This window comes from Saccharophagus degradans 2-40 (assembly GCF_000013665.1).
Taxonomy (GTDB): domain Bacteria; phylum Pseudomonadota; class Gammaproteobacteria; order Pseudomonadales; family Cellvibrionaceae; genus Saccharophagus; species Saccharophagus degradans.
The window spans coordinates 2,357,724-2,373,475 of record NC_007912.1; the positions used below are offsets into that span (position 1 = coordinate 2,357,724).

Annotated in this window: 14 protein-coding genes and 2 tRNA genes; 14 read left to right on the forward strand and 2 right to left on the reverse strand. The window is 47.6% G+C overall.

Features of this window, described 5'->3' with window-relative positions; genetic code table 11:
• The first annotated feature begins 49 nt into the window (after nucleotides 1–49).
• The 11 genes from ccmA to SDE_RS09845 all read left to right on the forward strand — a co-directional run bounded on the left by ccmA (nucleotide 50) and on the right by SDE_RS09845 (nucleotide 9,767).
• The gene (ccmA, locus tag SDE_RS09795) at nucleotides 50–757 is read left to right on the forward strand and encodes a cytochrome c biogenesis heme-transporting ATPase CcmA (protein ID WP_193339780.1); all 708 of its coding nucleotides are present in this window, start codon (nucleotides 50–52) and stop codon (nucleotides 755–757) included.
• Nucleotides 747–1,466 carry a heme exporter protein CcmB gene (gene ccmB / locus SDE_RS09800; RefSeq protein ID WP_011468345.1) on the forward strand — a complete coding sequence of 240 codons (720 nt, stop codon included), beginning with the start codon at nucleotides 747–749 and terminating at the stop codon, nucleotides 1,464–1,466. Before ccmA ends, ccmB begins: the two co-directional genes overlap by 11 nt.
• Before the next feature lie 47 nt (nucleotides 1,467–1,513).
• Entirely contained in the window at nucleotides 1,514–2,254 is a 741-nt protein-coding gene (ccmC, locus tag SDE_RS09805) for a heme ABC transporter permease CcmC (protein ID WP_011468346.1), read from the forward strand.
• A 45-nt stretch (nucleotides 2,255–2,299) separates the two neighbouring features.
• The gene (gene ccmD, locus SDE_RS23235; protein ID WP_226986501.1) at nucleotides 2,300–2,461 is read left to right on the forward strand and encodes a heme exporter protein CcmD; all 162 of its coding nucleotides are present in this window, start codon (nucleotides 2,300–2,302) and stop codon (nucleotides 2,459–2,461) included.
• 121 nt (nucleotides 2,462–2,582) lie between these two features.
• On the forward strand, nucleotides 2,583–3,056 hold the full coding sequence (gene ccmE, locus SDE_RS09815) for a cytochrome c maturation protein CcmE (RefSeq protein WP_011468348.1): 474 nt from the start codon (nucleotides 2,583–2,585) through the stop codon (nucleotides 3,054–3,056).
• Nucleotides 3,046–5,073 carry a heme lyase CcmF/NrfE family subunit gene (locus tag SDE_RS09820; RefSeq protein ID WP_011468349.1) on the forward strand — a complete coding sequence of 676 codons (2,028 nt, stop codon included), beginning with the start codon at nucleotides 3,046–3,048 and terminating at the stop codon, nucleotides 5,071–5,073. Before ccmE ends, SDE_RS09820 begins: the two co-directional genes overlap by 11 nt.
• Before the next feature lie 14 nt (nucleotides 5,074–5,087).
• Nucleotides 5,088–5,630, forward strand: coding sequence for a DsbE family thiol:disulfide interchange protein (locus SDE_RS09825; protein ID WP_011468350.1), 543 nt, complete (start codon nucleotides 5,088–5,090; stop codon nucleotides 5,628–5,630).
• 189 nt (nucleotides 5,631–5,819) lie between these two features.
• Nucleotides 5,820–6,839, forward strand: coding sequence for an agmatine deiminase family protein (locus SDE_RS09830; RefSeq protein WP_011468351.1), 1,020 nt, complete (start codon nucleotides 5,820–5,822; stop codon nucleotides 6,837–6,839).
• Nucleotides 6,840–6,874: 35 nt separating this feature from the next.
• Nucleotides 6,875–7,780 carry a carbon-nitrogen hydrolase gene (locus SDE_RS09835; RefSeq protein WP_011468352.1) on the forward strand — a complete coding sequence of 302 codons (906 nt, stop codon included), beginning with the start codon at nucleotides 6,875–6,877 and terminating at the stop codon, nucleotides 7,778–7,780.
• Between the two features lie 113 nt (nucleotides 7,781–7,893).
• Entirely contained in the window at nucleotides 7,894–9,186 is a 1,293-nt protein-coding gene (locus tag SDE_RS09840) for a polyhydroxyalkanoate depolymerase (protein ID WP_011468353.1), read from the forward strand.
• Between the two features lie 74 nt (nucleotides 9,187–9,260).
• Nucleotides 9,261–9,767 carry a hypothetical protein gene (locus SDE_RS09845; protein ID WP_011468354.1) on the forward strand — a complete coding sequence of 169 codons (507 nt, stop codon included), beginning with the start codon at nucleotides 9,261–9,263 and terminating at the stop codon, nucleotides 9,765–9,767.
• Between the two features lie 129 nt (nucleotides 9,768–9,896).
• Here SDE_RS09845 and SDE_RS09850 read toward each other — a convergent pair.
• Nucleotides 9,897–9,973 (reverse strand) — tRNA-Asp (locus tag SDE_RS09850).
• A gap of 47 nt (nucleotides 9,974–10,020) precedes the next feature.
• A tRNA-Val gene (locus SDE_RS09855) sits at nucleotides 10,021–10,096 on the reverse strand.
• Between the two features lie 242 nt (nucleotides 10,097–10,338).
• Here SDE_RS09855 and SDE_RS09860 point away from each other — a divergent pair.
• From SDE_RS09860 to smc, 3 genes are all read left to right on the forward strand, one after another.
• Nucleotides 10,339–10,782, forward strand: a complete 444-nt coding sequence (locus SDE_RS09860; protein WP_011468355.1) for a cytochrome c-type biogenesis protein — start codon at nucleotides 10,339–10,341, stop codon at nucleotides 10,780–10,782.
• A gap of 59 nt (nucleotides 10,783–10,841) precedes the next feature.
• Nucleotides 10,842–12,098 carry a c-type cytochrome biogenesis protein CcmI gene (ccmI, locus tag SDE_RS09865; RefSeq protein WP_011468356.1) on the forward strand — a complete coding sequence of 419 codons (1,257 nt, stop codon included), beginning with the start codon at nucleotides 10,842–10,844 and terminating at the stop codon, nucleotides 12,096–12,098.
• 140 nt (nucleotides 12,099–12,238) lie between these two features.
• A complete protein-coding gene (smc, locus tag SDE_RS09870) occupies nucleotides 12,239–15,745 on the forward strand; it encodes a chromosome segregation protein SMC (protein WP_011468357.1) in 3,507 nt (1,168 codons plus the stop codon).
• The last annotated feature ends 7 nt before the right edge of the window (nucleotides 15,746–15,752 follow it).

Here is a 15,752-nt window from a genome sequence, read left to right on the forward strand (position 1 = left end):
CTGGCGTTATCTGGTATTATTCGGGAGCTTTTTCATCGGGGGATGCCAGTTGTCACAATCTAGCGTTAATCAAAGGGTTTTATCGTTGCGGTCTTTAGCCTGCGAACGCGATGAGCGCCTGCTATTTTCAGATTTATCTGCAAATTTCGAGGCAGGAGATATCGTTCAGATTTTGGGCAGTAATGGCGCAGGTAAAACCACGTTAATGCGAATTGTTGCGGGTTTATCCGATAGTTATACCGGTGAGGTGCTATGGAATAATGCGCCTCATAGAGGTTACGATTTTTTTGCCTCAGTGCTGTATTTTGGTCACGCCACAGGTGTTAAGCAAACCTTAACAGCGCTTGAGAATTTGCGCTGGTATTTTGGCTTAAACGGCAATAAAAACACCTCTGCGCAAGCGATTGATGTTTCCGAAGCACAATTAGAGGCTGCACTTCACAAAGTGGGGCTAGCGGGGTACGAAGATGTGCCTTGTCATCAAATGTCCGCGGGTCAAAAGCGGCGGGTGGCTTTAGCAAGGCTTTACTGCTCCAAGGCACCCATTTGGCTGTTAGATGAACCGTTTACTGCAATAGATGTAGGCGGGGTACAGCAGTTAGAAAGTTTAATCCGCGCGCACGCAGAATCCGGCGGTATTGTGTTGCTTACCAGCCATCAACCCGTGAGTGTACCCAATTTAAAAACGGTAGATATAAACCAGTATCGGCCATTGCGTGGGCAAAAATCAGATATGGCGGTTGGCAATGACTACTAAACAGCATTCCGCGGTGTTGACTGCGCCATTACCTTCACTGGGTACACTGTTTGCCAGCGCTTTTGCTCGAGAATGGGTAATCGCTTTTCGCAATAGGGCGGATCTCGCCAACCCGTTGTTGTTCTTTTTTAGCATTCTTATGTTTATACCACTGGGGGTAAGCCCAGACCCAAAGGTGTTAGGGGCTATTGCGCCGGGCATTATTTGGACTGTGGCGTTGCTAGCTACGCTGTTGTCCCTTGACCGTTTATTTGTGGGTGACTACGAAGATGGTGGTTTAGAGCAAATGCTAGCTTCTGGGCAGCCCATGTTTTGGTTGGTGCTGGCTAAGATAATTGTGCATTGGTTAGTAACTGGCCTACCGCTTACACTGCTATCGCCATTGCTAGGCGTGATGATGTCTTTGCCGGGTGAAGGCTATATGGCGCTTGTAGTATCACTTGCTATAGGCACTTTTGTATTGAGTTTGATTGGAGCAATAGGCGCAGCCCTTACTGTAACGCTAAGAAAGGGTGGTTTGTTGCTTTCTTTGATTATTATGCCGCTTTATGTACCTGTTTTGGTGTTTGGAGCGACAGCTGTGACCGCTTCGATTGACGGTGTGCCCATTGCAGGGCATATTGCGGTGATAGGCGCCATGTTGGCTATATCTCTTGTGCTAGCTCCAGCAGCTACCGCAGGAGCACTAAAAATAAATTTACGTCACTAACTCTTTGATAGGCAGCTCTTATAGTTGCCCCGTTATAGGATAAGCCTGTGTCTTGGGAATGGTTTCATCGCTTGGGTTCACCCCGCTGGTTTTACGAAAAAACAACTGCTTGGCTGCCTTGGCTGGGTGCCACCTGTGTGATTATGTTGGTAGGTGGTGCTATTTGGGGGCTGGGGTTTACGCCAGAAGATGCAAAGCAGGGCAATAGCTTTCGCATAATATACGTGCACGTGCCTAGCAGTATTTTGGCAATGGCTGGCTACTACGTTATGGCCATAGCCGGTGCCATTGGTCTTATCTGGAAGATGAAGCTCTCCTTCGTAGTAATGCGATCGGCTGCCACGATTGGCGCCGGGCTTACCTTTCTGTCTTTGTTTACCGGTGCCGTTTGGGGTATGCCTACATGGGGAACATGGTGGGAGTGGGACGCGCGCATTATGTTTACCTTCATTCTGCTGTTACTGTACTTGGGTATTATCGTTTTACATGAGGCCAACCCCAGCAAAGATGCCGCCGATAAGGTGTGTGCAATATTGGCCTTAGTGGGCACGGTAAACGTACCTATCATCTACAAGTCTGTTGATTGGTGGTATTCGCTCCATCAGCCAGCCACAATAAAAGTGACTGACGAGTCGACCATTGCAGCCTCTATGGCTTACCCCTTAATTGTTATGATTGTGGCGTATTATTTAACATATTCATGGGCTTTGATCCTGCATGTGCGAGCAGAAATCTTGCTTCGCGAGCGCAAAACACGCTGGGTACAAGATTTGGTCGCGGAGAAATAGACGTTTATGGATTTTTACTTCGATAGTTTTAGTGAATTTGTCACAATGAATGGCCACGGGCCTTACGTGTGGATTTGTTACTTTGTAACGTTTGTTGTTTTGGCGTCTCTTTTATTAATGCCGATTCTGAAAAGTAGAAAATTTATTCAGCAGCAGCGCCGATTAGCACGTCGAGAAGCCGCCATAGAAAATAGCGCGGGTGGTTAAAGTTTTTTGGCTTAGCAGCATATTTTGTTGCACTTTTTACTGCACTTTTTACTGCACTTAGTTGTATTTAAAGGGCTAGGCCAATTTAAAGGTTTTAAATTTTAGTAATTGGAAGAATGTGATGCACCCAGTTAGAAAACAACGTCTTATGACGGTTCTTTTTATTGTTATCGCAAGCTCTGTTGCCGTGGGGCTAATGGTTTTTGCGTTGAGTAAAAACCTAAACCTGTTTTACCCGCCTTCTCAAATAGTTTCGGGAGAGGCGCCAAGAGGCCCAACTATTCGCGGCGGTGGCTGTGTTGTGCCTGGCAGTGTAGAGCGCGCTTCCGACAGCCTAAAAGTAGCCTTTAGCATTACCGACGGCAAAGAGTCAGTATTGGTGCGCTACGAGGGTTTATTGCCAGATTTATTCGATGAGGGCGAGGCGGCCGTAGTAACCGGTAAGGTTACGCAAGAGGGCGTGTTTGAAGCGGTAGAGGTGCTTGCCAAGCATGATGAAACTTACACTCCACCAGAAGTTGAAAACGCGATGAAAGAGTCAGTTGACGGTGTAGAGCACCAAAAGACCTGTGAAGGACTAGATTATGCTTCCTGAGTACGGTCATCTTGCGCTAATTATGGCGCTATTACTTAGTTTATGTTTATCCATAATCCCCATGGCGGGTAGCTACAACGGTAAGCTGGTGTGGATGGCCTCTGCGCGATCTTTATCCACCGGCATGTTTGTGTTTGTTGCAATCTCAATAGTGTTGCTTGGCGTTTCGTTCTATCAGGACGATTTCACTGTAGCCTATGTCGCCAATCACTCGAATTCATTGCTGCCTGTGGTGTACAAAATATGTGCCGTTTGGGGCGGGCACGAGGGTTCAATGCTGCTGTGGGTGTTAATGCTTGCAGGTTGGACTTTAGCGGTAACTATTTTTAGCCGCGAATTACCGCTAGATTTTCAAGCTAGGGTGCTTTCAGTACTCGGCATGGTGTCGTTTGGCTTTATTTTGTTTATTTTGCTCACCTCAAACCCATTTGACCGAATATTGCCCTTACCGCCTGTGGATGGCGCTGACTTAAACCCATTCTTACAAGACCCCGGCTTTATCTTCCATCCGCCAATGCTGTATATGGGCTATGTTGGCTTTGCTGTTATTTTTGCATTCAGTATTGCGGCATTGCTAAGTGGCCGGTTAGATAGCGCCTGGGCAAGATGGTGTAGGCCTTGGGGTAATTTGGCGTGGTGCTTTTTAACGCTGGGTTTAACACTTGGAAGTTGGTGGGCGTACTACGAGCTAGGTTGGGGTGGCTGGTGGTTCTGGGACCCAGTTGAAAACGCAGCCTTTATGCCTTGGTTGGTGGGTACCGCATTTATCCATAATTTGGCGGTGTCGGAAAAGCGTGGGTTATTTAAAAACTGGACCCTATTTTTAGCTATTTTTGGCTTCTCGCTGAGCTTGTTGGGCACGTTACTAGTGCGCTCGGGCTTGCTTACATCCGTTCATGCTTTTGCCAGTGATCCGTCGCGCGGGGTATTTATTGGGGCATTCTTATTTATTGTGATTCTTGCCTCGCTCATACTATTTGCTATGCGGGCGCCTCTGGTTAAATCAAAAACAGGTTTTGCGCTGCTATCGCGCGATGCGTTTTTATTGCTAAACAGTGTGGTGTTTATTGTTTCTGCTTCCATTGTATTGCTAGGCACACTTTACCCTGTAGTGTTGTTGCTACTTGGGTTGGGCGCTGTGTCGGTGGGCGAGCCATACTTTAATATCTTTTTCTCTATATTAATGAGCATTGCCGCCATAGCTACCGGTATTGGCATGGTGCTTAATTGGAAAAAGACCGAAGCTAAAAGAATGCGTGACTGGGTTAAGTCGCCCGCGTTGTATGCGCTTTGGTTGGGTACCGCATTGCCGGGCATGATAGCCGATGAATATTCTTGGGCTGCGGCGGTTTCTATTGCGCTTGGCAGCTGGGTTATTTTGTCTTGTTTGTTCGATCTAGTACGTAAAACCCGCAATGCTGCGAGTGTGTGGATTGGAATGGGCAAGCTAACGGCTACGTACTACGGCATGATTGTGGCGCATATTGGCTTTGGTATATGCCTATTGGGTGTGTGTTTAGATACCATTTACGATGATCAGCGTGATCTACGGTTAGAGCTAGGTAAGCCCGCGTTTGCTGGCCACTTAGAGTATGAGCTTGTTGATGTAAGCCGCGTAAGAGGGCCAAACTATAATGGCGAGCGAGCCGAAGTTATAGTGCGCAAAGACGGCGAGACAATAAGCATTCTGCACCCAGAAAAGCGCGCTTATTTTTCTGGTGGCAATATAATGAGTGAAGTGGCTATCGACCCTGGCTTTTTTTACGATATTTATATTGCGCTGGGGGAAAAGCTAGACAATACCTCGTGGAGTATGCGTATTCACTACAAACCGGTAGTGCGTTGGATATGGTTTGGCGCAGTGTTTATGGCGCTGGGTGGCCTTATAGCTATTACAGATAAACGCTACAAGCGCAAAAAAACTGTTGCTGTAAAAAATGCAGTGGGTGAAGACGCAAAAGCTGGCGATGCCGATGCGAAGCCCATACTTGCCACTGCCAAACAACAACCCGAGTAAGGTGCCAAATTAGAATGGAGCGTTTAAAGCTTTTTATCCCTGTTTTTGTGTTTGCTTTTTTGGCCGTGGTGCTTATGTATGCGCTTATTCGTGGCGATACCGGTCATGTGGAGTCGGCGCTGCTGGATAAACCTGTACCTGAATTTACTATGCCCTCACTGTTTGACGAAAAGCCAGCTGTGTCGGGCGAGGAAATTAAAGGTAAGCCCTACTTGCTAAACCTTTGGGGAACATGGTGTGCGCCGTGTAAGAAAGAGCATCCAGAGTTGGTGGCACTATCTAAAAAAGGCGTTCGTATTATTGGTGTTAACCATAAGGACGATAAAGAGCTCGCGTTAAAGTGGCTTGAAGAGCACCAAGACCCGTACGAAGCAGTTATCTTCGATGATACCGGTCGTTTTGGCTTAGATTTAGGTATTACGGGGCTACCAGAAACATTTTTTGTGGATGCTGACGGCGTTATTCGCTATAAGCATACCGGACCAATATCTGAATACATTTGGAACACTAAACTTGCCAGTCAATGGCAGGCGCTACAGGCGCCGGCGGCTAACTAGTTTTAGCCGCCCACAAACTTTAGGAAACTCTGAATAACCTCAATTACTTTTTGCGAGGGCAAAAACGTTCAGCCGCAAGGCGTTCTTCGCTGCTAATGGGCTTAGCTCTTAGCAAGAACGGTAACGAAGCGGTTGGGGTTACTCATAGGTTCCTTTATATCAGCATAATTTCATTTTAAGAGAGTAACTGTGAATTCAGCGCTAAAACCTGAATGGTCTGCTGTGCGTGCAATTGTCATTGCGTGGCCCTATGAAGATAGTGATTGGCAAGATAATTATGCGCAGGCAGAGCAATGTTATTGGGCCATGTTGATTGCATTTTCTACCTATAGTGACGTATGGGTGTTGCTGCATTCATCAATAAGCAAGGCGCAGTGGCTGGAAGATTTAGACAAAGAGTTCGGGCGTTCTGCAGCTAACGCGCGTCGCTGTGCGGTATCTGTTATTGATAGCATAGATTACGACGATACGTGGATTAGAGATTACGGCCCGTTAACAACCCATTCCGATTATGTTTCTTTTTGCTTTAACGGCTGGGGGGGAAAGTACCCCGCGGCGCTAGATACCTTGGTGGGTAAAAAGTTACAGCCTTGGCTTGGTGACGTAGTGCGCGAAAGCGAATACTTTTTTGAGGGCGGCGCCTTAGAAATTAACGATAGCGGTGTATTACTCGCCAATAAAGACTGCGTAATAGACACCCATAGAAACCCGGGCCTTAATCAGGCGGCGGTTGAAGCGATACTCGCAAAAGAGTTGGGCGTAAAGGCTTTCGCTTGGCTTGAGGGTATTCAGCTGACGGGTGACGATACCGATGGCCATATCGACACCATTGCTAGATACGTTGCAAACGACTCTGTGGTGTATTCTGGTCCTAATCCAAGCCACCCAGATGCGGCTGCTTTACTGGCGTTAAAGTCGCAAATTAGTGCGTTGGCTGCAGTGCACAACTGGCAATTGGCAGAGCTACCTACGCCAATTGTGTATAGTCAGGTGGAGGAAGGGCAGCTGTTGCCGGCCACTTACGCCAACTTTTTAATATGTAACGATGTGGCTTTTGTGCCCGTTTACGGGGTGAGCGAAGATCAAATTGCGGTCGACGTGCTAACGACAGCAATGCCAAACAAAACAATTGTAACGGTGCGCTGTGAAGCATTGTTAGAGCAGCATGGCAGCTTACATTGCGCCACTATGCAAATAGGTGCAATTTAATGTTATTTCAGGTAAAAAAGGCGGGTTTTTAGGTTATGTCGCGATCTTTTCTAGCTGCAGTGGTGCAGCAAGCCATAGGTGGTAATGACAAAGCAGAAAATATGGCGGCCACAGCCGAGCATGTGCGCGAAGCTGCCAATTCTGGTGCTCAGTTAGTGGTGCTGCAAGAACTGCATGCCACGCAATATTTTTGTCAGGTAGAAGACACTGAGTGTTTTGATCTGGCCGAAGACTTAGATGGTGAAACCTATGAATATTTCGCCGAATTGGCCGCCGAGTTAGATATTGTGCTTGTTATCTCGGGGTTTGAGTGCAGGGCGCCAGGCCTTTACCACAATACAGCGCAGGTTATAGATGGGGATCTAGGTCGTGTGGGGTTCTTCCGCAAGATGCATATCCCAGATGATCCCGGCTTTTATGAGAAATTCTATTTTACTCCCGGTGATGCCGATGCGCCCGGTTGTGGTTTTGAGCCTGTAGAAACGCGCTTGGGTAAGCTCGGGGTAATGGTGTGTTGGGATCAATGGTACCCAGAGGGTGCACGCTTAATGGCAATGGCCGGCGCCGACGTACTTATTTACCCCACTGCCATAGGGTGGGACCCAGACGACGATGAAGACGAGCAAGAAAGGCAGCGCGATGCGTGGGTGACCATTCAGCGTTCGCACGCCATTGCCAACGGTTTACCTGTATTAGTGGCGAATAGAACCGGCTTTGAAGCCTCGCCGGTAGATGACGGCACAGGGATCGAATTTTGGGGTACCAGTTTTATCGCTGGCCCGCAGGGAGAGTTTTTAGCCTTGGCCAATTGTGAAGAGCAGGGGCCGTTGTGCGCGCAAATTGATCTAAAGCGCAGTGAAGATGTTCGTCGAATTTGGCCGTATTTCCGCGATAGGCGCATAGATGCATACAAAGGCTTAACGAAGCGCTGGCTAGATTAGGTCTAGATTTGGCGCGCTCAGTGCAACGCTTTGCGCGCCATATAATTATGATGCATTGCAGCAAAATTGTGTTATGATCAATAGGTAGTCACACATTTCTGCGGGGTTACATCATGTTATATCACGCGTACGAGCTAAATCATGCAGCCTTAGCGCCTTGGCGTGAACTTGCTGGCTTTCAAAAGCGTTTGTTCCAATCCAGTTACAATCCTCTTGCTGATACTTTTTACGGGCGCAACATGGTTGCCTCCTGTGAGTTGTTCGAATCCCTTACTCGCCGATACGGTAAACCCGAATGGGGCATTACAGAGACTGTCGTAAATGGCGCGCCGGTGACGGTTTCTGAATCTATCGTGTGGAAAAAACCATTTTGTAGGTTAGTGCACTTTAAGCGAGATGCAGAAGATTTAAAAAATGCGCGCTCAGAGACGCGTGTAGACCCTAGGGTATTACTTGTTGCGCCGCTTTCTGGCCACTATGCAACATTGTTACGCAGCACCGTTGAAGCGTTTTTACCCGATCACGAAGTGTATGTGACCGACTGGGAAGATGCTCGCAATGTGCCTATCGCTCGTGGCGAATTTAACCTTCACACTTATATCGATTATGTGGCAGAAATTCTCGAGCAAATTGGCGAGGGTATTCATGTAGTTGCTATTTGTCAGCCCGGGCCACCTGTTTTAGCTGCTATTTCGATGATGGCTAAGGCCAAAAGCAAAAAAATGCCTGCAACTATGACCTTTATGGGTTCGCCAATTGACCCAAGAGAGTCGCCAACGCTGCCCAATAACTTGGCCCTAGAGCGACCATTTGAGTGGTTCCGAGATAACATGATTTACACCGTGCCTTGGCCTCACAAAGGGGTAATGCGCAAAGTGTACCCTGGCTTTTTACAGCTAAGTGGGTTTATCTCCATGAACCAAGATAAACACATATCTGCGCACAAAGAGTATTTTGATCACCTTGTAGAAGGTGATTGCGATAGCGCACAAAAGCATCGCGAATTCTACGACGAATATTTATCGGTGCTTGATCTCTCGGCCGAGTTTTATCTGGATACTATTCGAGAAGTATTCCAAAACCATAGCTTGCCCAAAGGGGAGTTTATTCATAACGGAGAGCTCGTCGACCCAGGCTGCATCACAGGCGTAGCACTTATGACGGTCGAGGGGGAAAACGATGATATCTCTGGCATCGGGCAAACTCAGGCGGCACATACCCTTTGTAAAAACATCCCCGAAGAAATGCGTATAGATTATATTCAGCCGGGAGTGGGGCACTACGGGGTGTTTAGTGGTCGTCGCTTTAGGACAGAAATTCAGCCTCGTATTCGTGAGTTTATGCGATCCTATTTCGATGTTAAGAAGGAAAAGCAATGGCAAAAAGCGCACTCAGACTGGGTTTAACCTTGGCAAAGCTGCGAGGGCATGGCATCTTAGCGCTCTTTGTTAAATTTTTATTCAGCTAGGAATACGACTACGTGCAAGCTCCTTTACGATTGATCGCGCTTTTTTATGTGAATTTTGTTGGTTTTGTTGGTTTTGTTATCTTAATGAGCGCGGCGGCAAATGCTGCTACCGAGCGATGGGAAAGGCATCACGTGATGGCTAGCCCAGAAAAAACCTCTGAGGTGGTTGCTTCAAGTTGGGAGGGGGGTGCTTGGTCCTACTCTGACATGTCTGGTCATTTCAAACTCCTGTATACGCAAAACGAAGCCTCTGCATCTGGTGAGTTGCTTGCTCAGCGGGTTTATTTGCAATGGGTACGTACCGATCAGGCTGGAAGTGAGCTTGTTTATTCAATAGCGCTAAAAGAGGTGAGTTCTGTACCCACCTTTACTTTTGAGCTGCCGCAATGTGTAGAGTTTGACGGTAAAGCCTGCGGGGCATTCGAGCTGGGTGCGACTCATGTGTTCGAGGAGTCTTCGGCTATCTTTCAGGTAGAGCCTGGTGGGTTGGGGCAATACGGTTTGCGCTCTGTTCGATAGCGCTATTTAGGTTTGAGCGTTGGCCCCAGCGGTTTTGGTTGCTGGGGCTGCACAGGCTACCGTTGTAGTTTCTGCAAGACGAAAAAAAAGCCCATACCAACGGTATGGGCTTTTTTGTTTTCTAAATAGTGGCGACCCGGAAGGGACTTGAACCCTCGACCTCCGGCGTGACAGGCCGGCATTCTAACCAACTGAACTACCGGGCCGCGATTTTTCCTTTATCTCAACACACCTTGTCACGCAAAGGATTGAGTGGTGGGTGGTACAGGGGTCGAACCTGTGACCTACGCCTTGTAAGGGCGCCGCTCTACCAACTGAGCTAACCACCCCCCGAAAGGAGCGGCCATTGTAATGATATTGAGTTTTCGGTCAACAGTTTTTTTGCGAAATTATTTCAACTTTTCAAAGTGGTTTAAAAGGTGATCGCATTGGGTGTTTGTTGAACCTTTGGCGAGCTAAAGGTCTCAGTTTTGTCTACTGCTAATCTATTATCTTTCTCAGGCTGCTGCGCTTATAGAGCTGTGAGGTGCTGGCTGATATAATCTCGCGGCGAAATTCCGAGGAGAAACGCGTGAAAGGAACAATTAAAGCTCTGTTTGTGTCTATAACCTTGTTAATCTGTACTGCCAGCTGGGCTGCTGTTGATGTAATCGAGTTCGATAACGACGCAGATCGTAAGCGTTATCAAGAACTTGCTGCCGAGTTGCGCTGCCCTAAGTGCCCAAATCAAAACTTAGTGGGTACCGATTCGGGTATCGCCTACGATTTACGTCGCGAAGTGGCTCGCCTTATCAAAGAGGGCCAAACAAACAAGCAAATTAAAGCCTATATGGTGAATCGCTATGGCGATTTTGTGCTTTATAAACCCCCAGTGAATAACAAAACCCTTATTTTGTGGTGGGGGCCGGGTTTGATGTTGTTAATGGGCGTTATTGTGTTTGGCGTAATCGTGCTACAGCGCCGCCGCAACATAGCTACCGATAAAGAGCAACCAGAAGACCACGATCAAGACTAAGCGGATTACAAAAATAATTATTACATTCAAATAGATAGCTTTAACTGGACTATAACCTAATGGCATTTTGGCAAGTTTTCCTCCTTTTTAGTGCATTGGCTGCTGTGTTTATCCTGTGGCCGGCAATACGTAATCAAGTATCTCGCAAGTCACAACTGGCCACCGGTCAACAAGACGCAATTAACGAGTCTGTATTTGAAGATCACCTTGCCGATGTGGATGCAAGCGAGCAGCGCGGCGAGCTAGAGGCCAAAGAGGCGGAGAGTCTTAAAAGGGATTTAGAAAACACGCTAATAATGGAAAACAAGGTGGACCCCTTGCAGGAGCAGCCTTTGGTGACCAATTGGCGCAGTAGATTGCCAGTTATCTCGTTGGTGGTGGCGGTACCCGTGCTTGCCATTGCTATTTATGCCAAGCAAGGGGCTATGGCAGATTGGGAAATCTACGAGCAAATGGGGGCGGCGCAAAATCAGTCCTCCAAAGAAGAAGCAGACAAGCTTTACCAATCTTTATTACAGCGCACAGCTGAAGCACCGGAAAATACTCAATCTTGGTACTTATTGGCTACTTTGGCGGTAAGAAAGGGCGAATATGAAGAGGCCGTTAGAGCGTTTAAGAAAGTTTTACAGCAGCAGCCAGAGGCGGCGCATGTTATGGCCGAGTTGGCCAATGCTCTATTTTTGCAAGCGGGCAACTCCATTACGCCGGCGGTGCGCGATTACACCGAGCAGGCGTTAGCGCTAGAGCCGCGCAACTCGGATGCACTTGGTTTAGCGGGTATCGCAGCTTATCAAGAGGGGGAGTTCCAAAAGGCGATAGATTATTGGCAATTGGCGCTTGGCACCTTTCACCCAGATTCACCCAGCACCGAAGCAATAAGCCAAGCTATAGCTCAGGCGCAGCTGGCATTGGAGCTCTCGCCAAAGGCAGAGAAATCAAGCAAAGCTAGCGATGCCAAGCCCGCTAAAAGCTTAACTAAAGTGGCCATGCAAGTAAGCTTGGGTAAAAGCGTTGAGGTCGACCCAAGTTGGACAGTGTTTATCTATGCGCGTGCATGGCAGGGGCCGAGAATGCCACTCGCTATCCAAAAGGTGACTGTAGATCAGTTGCCTATCAAGGTTGAGCTTACCGAAGAGATGTCTATGGCTCAGGGCATGACCTTATCGAGTTTTTCGCAGGTCGAGCTGGTCGCACGCGTATCGCAAGCGGGCAGTGCTGTTCCCCAGTCTGGTGATTGGGAAGCCACCTTTGGCCCCATTACCCCAGCCGAGCAGAAGGAGCCTGCTGTACTCGTCATATCCGAGCAAATCCCCTAGTCATTAGAAGTGCCTAAATCGGGTGCTTCATCAAAATGAAATGTGTAGAATCGTCGGTTTTAGCGAAAACGGGCGGTTTGCCTAGCGGGTGTGCTCAAAAATACTGCGACAGCCTGTATCGACAACAATAGTGATCAAATATGCGCCTTAAAAGTATCAAATTAGCGGGTTTTAAATCTTTCGTAGACCCTACAACCGTTAATTTTCCTAGCAACCTTTGCTCTGTAGTTGGGCCGAATGGTTGTGGTAAATCGAATATTATCGACGCTGTGCGATGGGTTATGGGCGAGTCTTCCGCTAAAAACCTGCGTGGCGAATCCATGACGGACGTTATTTTTAACGGTTCCGGTGGCCGCAAGCCTGTTGGTCAAGCATCTATCGAGCTTATTTTCGATAACAGTGATGCAACAATTACCGGTGAATACGCTGGTTTCAACGAAATATCTATTAAGCGTAAAGTAACGCGCGAAGCGCAAAACTTTTATTACCTAAACGGCAGTAAATGCCGTCGTCGTGACATTACCGACATTTTCCTTGGTACCGGTTTGGGCCCCAGAAGTTATGCCATTATTGAGCAGGGCATGATTTCTAAATTGATTGAGGCTAAACCAGAAGAGCTGCGCGTATTTATTGAAGAGGCCGCCGGCATCTCTAAATATAAAGAGCGCCGTCGCGATACCGAAAACCGTATGCGCCGTACGCACGAAAACCTTGAGCGCTTAACAGATATCCGCGAAGAGCTAGAGCGTCAATTACTGCGTTTAGAGCGCCAAGCGCAGGCTGCTGAAAAATACACCGAATTTAAAAAAGAAGAGCGCCAGCTGAAGGCCGATTTGCAAGCGCTGCGCTATCAAAAACTGAAGGTACAAGCAGATCAAAAACAAAACACTATACGCGACTTAGAGCTAAGCGTAGAAGCGGGTGTGACCGAGCAAGTTAAATTTGATGCTCAAATAGAAAAATTCCGTTCAGAGCACACAGATTTCGGCGACGCATTTAACGAAGTGCAGGGCCGCTTTTACTCAATTGGTGCCGATATAGCACGTATTGAGCAAACCATTCAGCATGCGCAAGAGCGCGAGCGTCAATTAAAAGTCGATCTCGAGCAAACAGAGCGCGATTGTCGCGAAGCTGAAGAGCATTTAGCGAATGACACCCACAAGGCAGAGGGCTGGGAAGCAGAGCTGTTAGAAATTGAGCCAGACTTGGGCACAATTAAAGAAACAGAAGAGCTTTCTGCCGCTATGTTGCTTGAATCTGAAGAAGCCATGCAGCATTGGCAACAAGAATGGGATCAGTTTAACCAAACTGCTGCAGAGCCGCGCCAGCAGGCCGAAGTACAGCAGTCACGTATTAAATATTTAGATCAAGTGCAACAGCGCTTACTCGACCGTATTCGCAAGCTAGAGAGTGAGCGAGAAAACTTGGTTGTAGGCGATGTAGAAGAAGATATCGAAATCCTCGAAGAAGAGCTTGGTACTCTCGACCTGCAAATTGAAGAAAAGGCGGAAGCTGCCCAACAGGTAGCCGAGGAAATAACTGAGCTTCGCGAGCGCCAGCAAAAGCTTACCGACGAGCGAGATCAATACCGTTCTGAGTTACAAACCAGCAAGGGGCGGTTTGCTAGTTTAGAAGCGTTGCATCAGGCTGCCATGGGTGAAAGTGGCGGTGCGGTAAGCGAGTGGCTAGAAACCCAAGGTTTGGCGGGTAATAAGCGCTTAGCCGAAAACTTAGATGTGGAAACCGGTTGGGAAAAGGCGGCAGAAGTCGTTTTGGGCTCGTCTCTGCAGGCTGTATGTGTTGATTCAAGCCTAGATACTTTTAGTGACCTGTTAAACGATTTAACCGGTGGCGAGTTACTTTTAATTGAGCCGAACGCAGGGGCAGCTTATGCCAGCGGTGCAGAAACGCTGGCAAGCAAAATTAAATCAAGCCATTTACCTGCGGGTATTTTGGCGGGCGTATTGGTCGCCGAAGATTTAACAGCGGCAATGGCTATGCGCAGCAGCCTTACTGCAGAGCAATCTATCGTTACTAAAGATGGCTTGTGGTTAAGCAAAAACTGGTTGCGAGTAATTAAAGCTTCCGATGCTAACGATGGCATTATTGCGCGTAAGCAAGAGATGGAAACATTGCGCGAGTCGCTCGATGTACTGGAAGAAAAAATTGAAACCATTACAGAAGAGCTAGAGAGCGTTAAGTTACAGCTGTCAGATAAAGAAACTCAGCGCGATAGTTTGCGCAGCGAGTCGGAACAAATTCAGCGCAGCCACGGTGAGACTCGAGCGCAATTAAGTGCTAAGCGAGCCAAGGTAGAGCAGGTGCTCGAAGGGCGTGAGCGCACAGATAGGGATATAAAAGAAGCAAAAGAGCAGCTGAGTGCAGAATCTGAAAACCTAGTTGAAGCGCGTGCAATTTTAGAAGAAGCCATTCTCGCAATGGAGACCGACACGGAAAAACGCGAAAGCTTGCTTAGCCAGCGTGACGACATTCGTTCTAAGCTCGATAACGCAAGGCAACAAGCGCGACATGACCGCGATCGTGCTCATGAGCTGGCTATGCGTGCTCAGTCGGTAAAAACACAGCTAGAATCCATTAAGCAGGGAATTCAGCGTTTGCAGGATCAAATGCAGCGCATGCAAGAGCGCCGTGAAACGCTGCGCATGGCTCTAGAAGAAAACCGCGACCCTGTAGAAGAAAATAAATTAGAGCTGGAAGCGCTACTCGAAAAACGTGTTGCAGTCGAAGAGGAACTCAATCGAGCTAGGCAAGCATTGGAGACGGTTGAAACCTCATTGCGTGATGTGGAGAAGCAGCGTCATCAGGTTGAGCAGCAAATTGCCGAATTGCGTATGCGTTTGGAATCATCTCGTTTAGAAGCGCAAACTTTTGCAGTTAAAAGCGAAAACCTTCGTCAGCAATTACTTGATGATGACTTTGACCTAGAAAATGTTTTAGCTAACTTAGATGAAAGCTTAACTGAAGAGAATTTAGAGCAAGAGCTAGAGCGTATTGCAAATCGTATTTCTCGCTTAGGTGCTATTAACCTTGCCGCTATCGAAGAATATAAAATTGAGAGTGAGCGAAAGTTATATTTAGATAGCCAAAACGAAGATTTAAGAGAGGCACTTGAAACCCTAGAAAACGCCATTAAAAAGATCGATCGGGAAACGCGGACACGCTTCAAAGAAACGTTTGATCAGGTTAACTCTGGTCTACAAGAGTTGTTCCCCAAAGTGTTTGGTGGCGGTCATGCATATTTAGAGCTTACCGGTGAGGATATGCTTGATACCGGTATTGCGATTATGGCTAGGCCCCCAGGCAAGAAAAACAGCACAATTCACCTGTTGTCTGGTGGTGAAAAGGCGCTAACAGCTATTGCTTTGGTATTTTCTATCTTCCGCCTAAACCCAGCGCCATTCTGTATGCTGGATGAGGTTGATGCGCCGCTAGATGACGCGAACGTGGGGCGTTACGCGCGCATGGTTGAAGAAATGTCGAAGCAGGTACAATTTATTTATATTACGCATAACAAAATAGCCATGGAAATGGCGCACCAGCTATTGGGGGTTACCATGCATGAACCGGGTGTATCCCGAATGGTAACAGTAGATGTCGACGAAGCAGCCGAGCTTGCTGCGAGTTAATCGTTAT

Bases quoted from the DNA above. Each gene is read 5' to 3' on its own strand.
- ccmB (WP_011468345.1), top strand. From the start codon at position 747: ATGACTACTAAACAGCATTCCGCGGTGTTGACTGCGCCATTACCTTCA.
- ccmD (WP_226986501.1), top strand. From the start codon at position 2,300: ATGAATGGCCACGGGCCTTACGTGTGGATTTGTTACTTTGTAACGTTT.
- ccmE (WP_011468348.1), top strand. From the start codon at position 2,583: ATGCACCCAGTTAGAAAACAACGTCTTATGACGGTTCTTTTTATTGTT.
- SDE_RS09820 (WP_011468349.1), top strand. From the start codon at position 3,046: ATGCTTCCTGAGTACGGTCATCTTGCGCTAATTATGGCGCTATTACTT.
- SDE_RS09825 (WP_011468350.1), top strand. From the start codon at position 5,088: ATGGAGCGTTTAAAGCTTTTTATCCCTGTTTTTGTGTTTGCTTTTTTG.
- SDE_RS09835 (WP_011468352.1), top strand. From the start codon at position 6,875: ATGTCGCGATCTTTTCTAGCTGCAGTGGTGCAGCAAGCCATAGGTGGT.
- SDE_RS09840 (WP_011468353.1), top strand. From the start codon at position 7,894: ATGTTATATCACGCGTACGAGCTAAATCATGCAGCCTTAGCGCCTTGG.
- ccmI (WP_011468356.1), top strand. From the start codon at position 10,842: ATGGCATTTTGGCAAGTTTTCCTCCTTTTTAGTGCATTGGCTGCTGTG.
- smc (WP_011468357.1), top strand. From the start codon at position 12,239: ATGCGCCTTAAAAGTATCAAATTAGCGGGTTTTAAATCTTTCGTAGAC.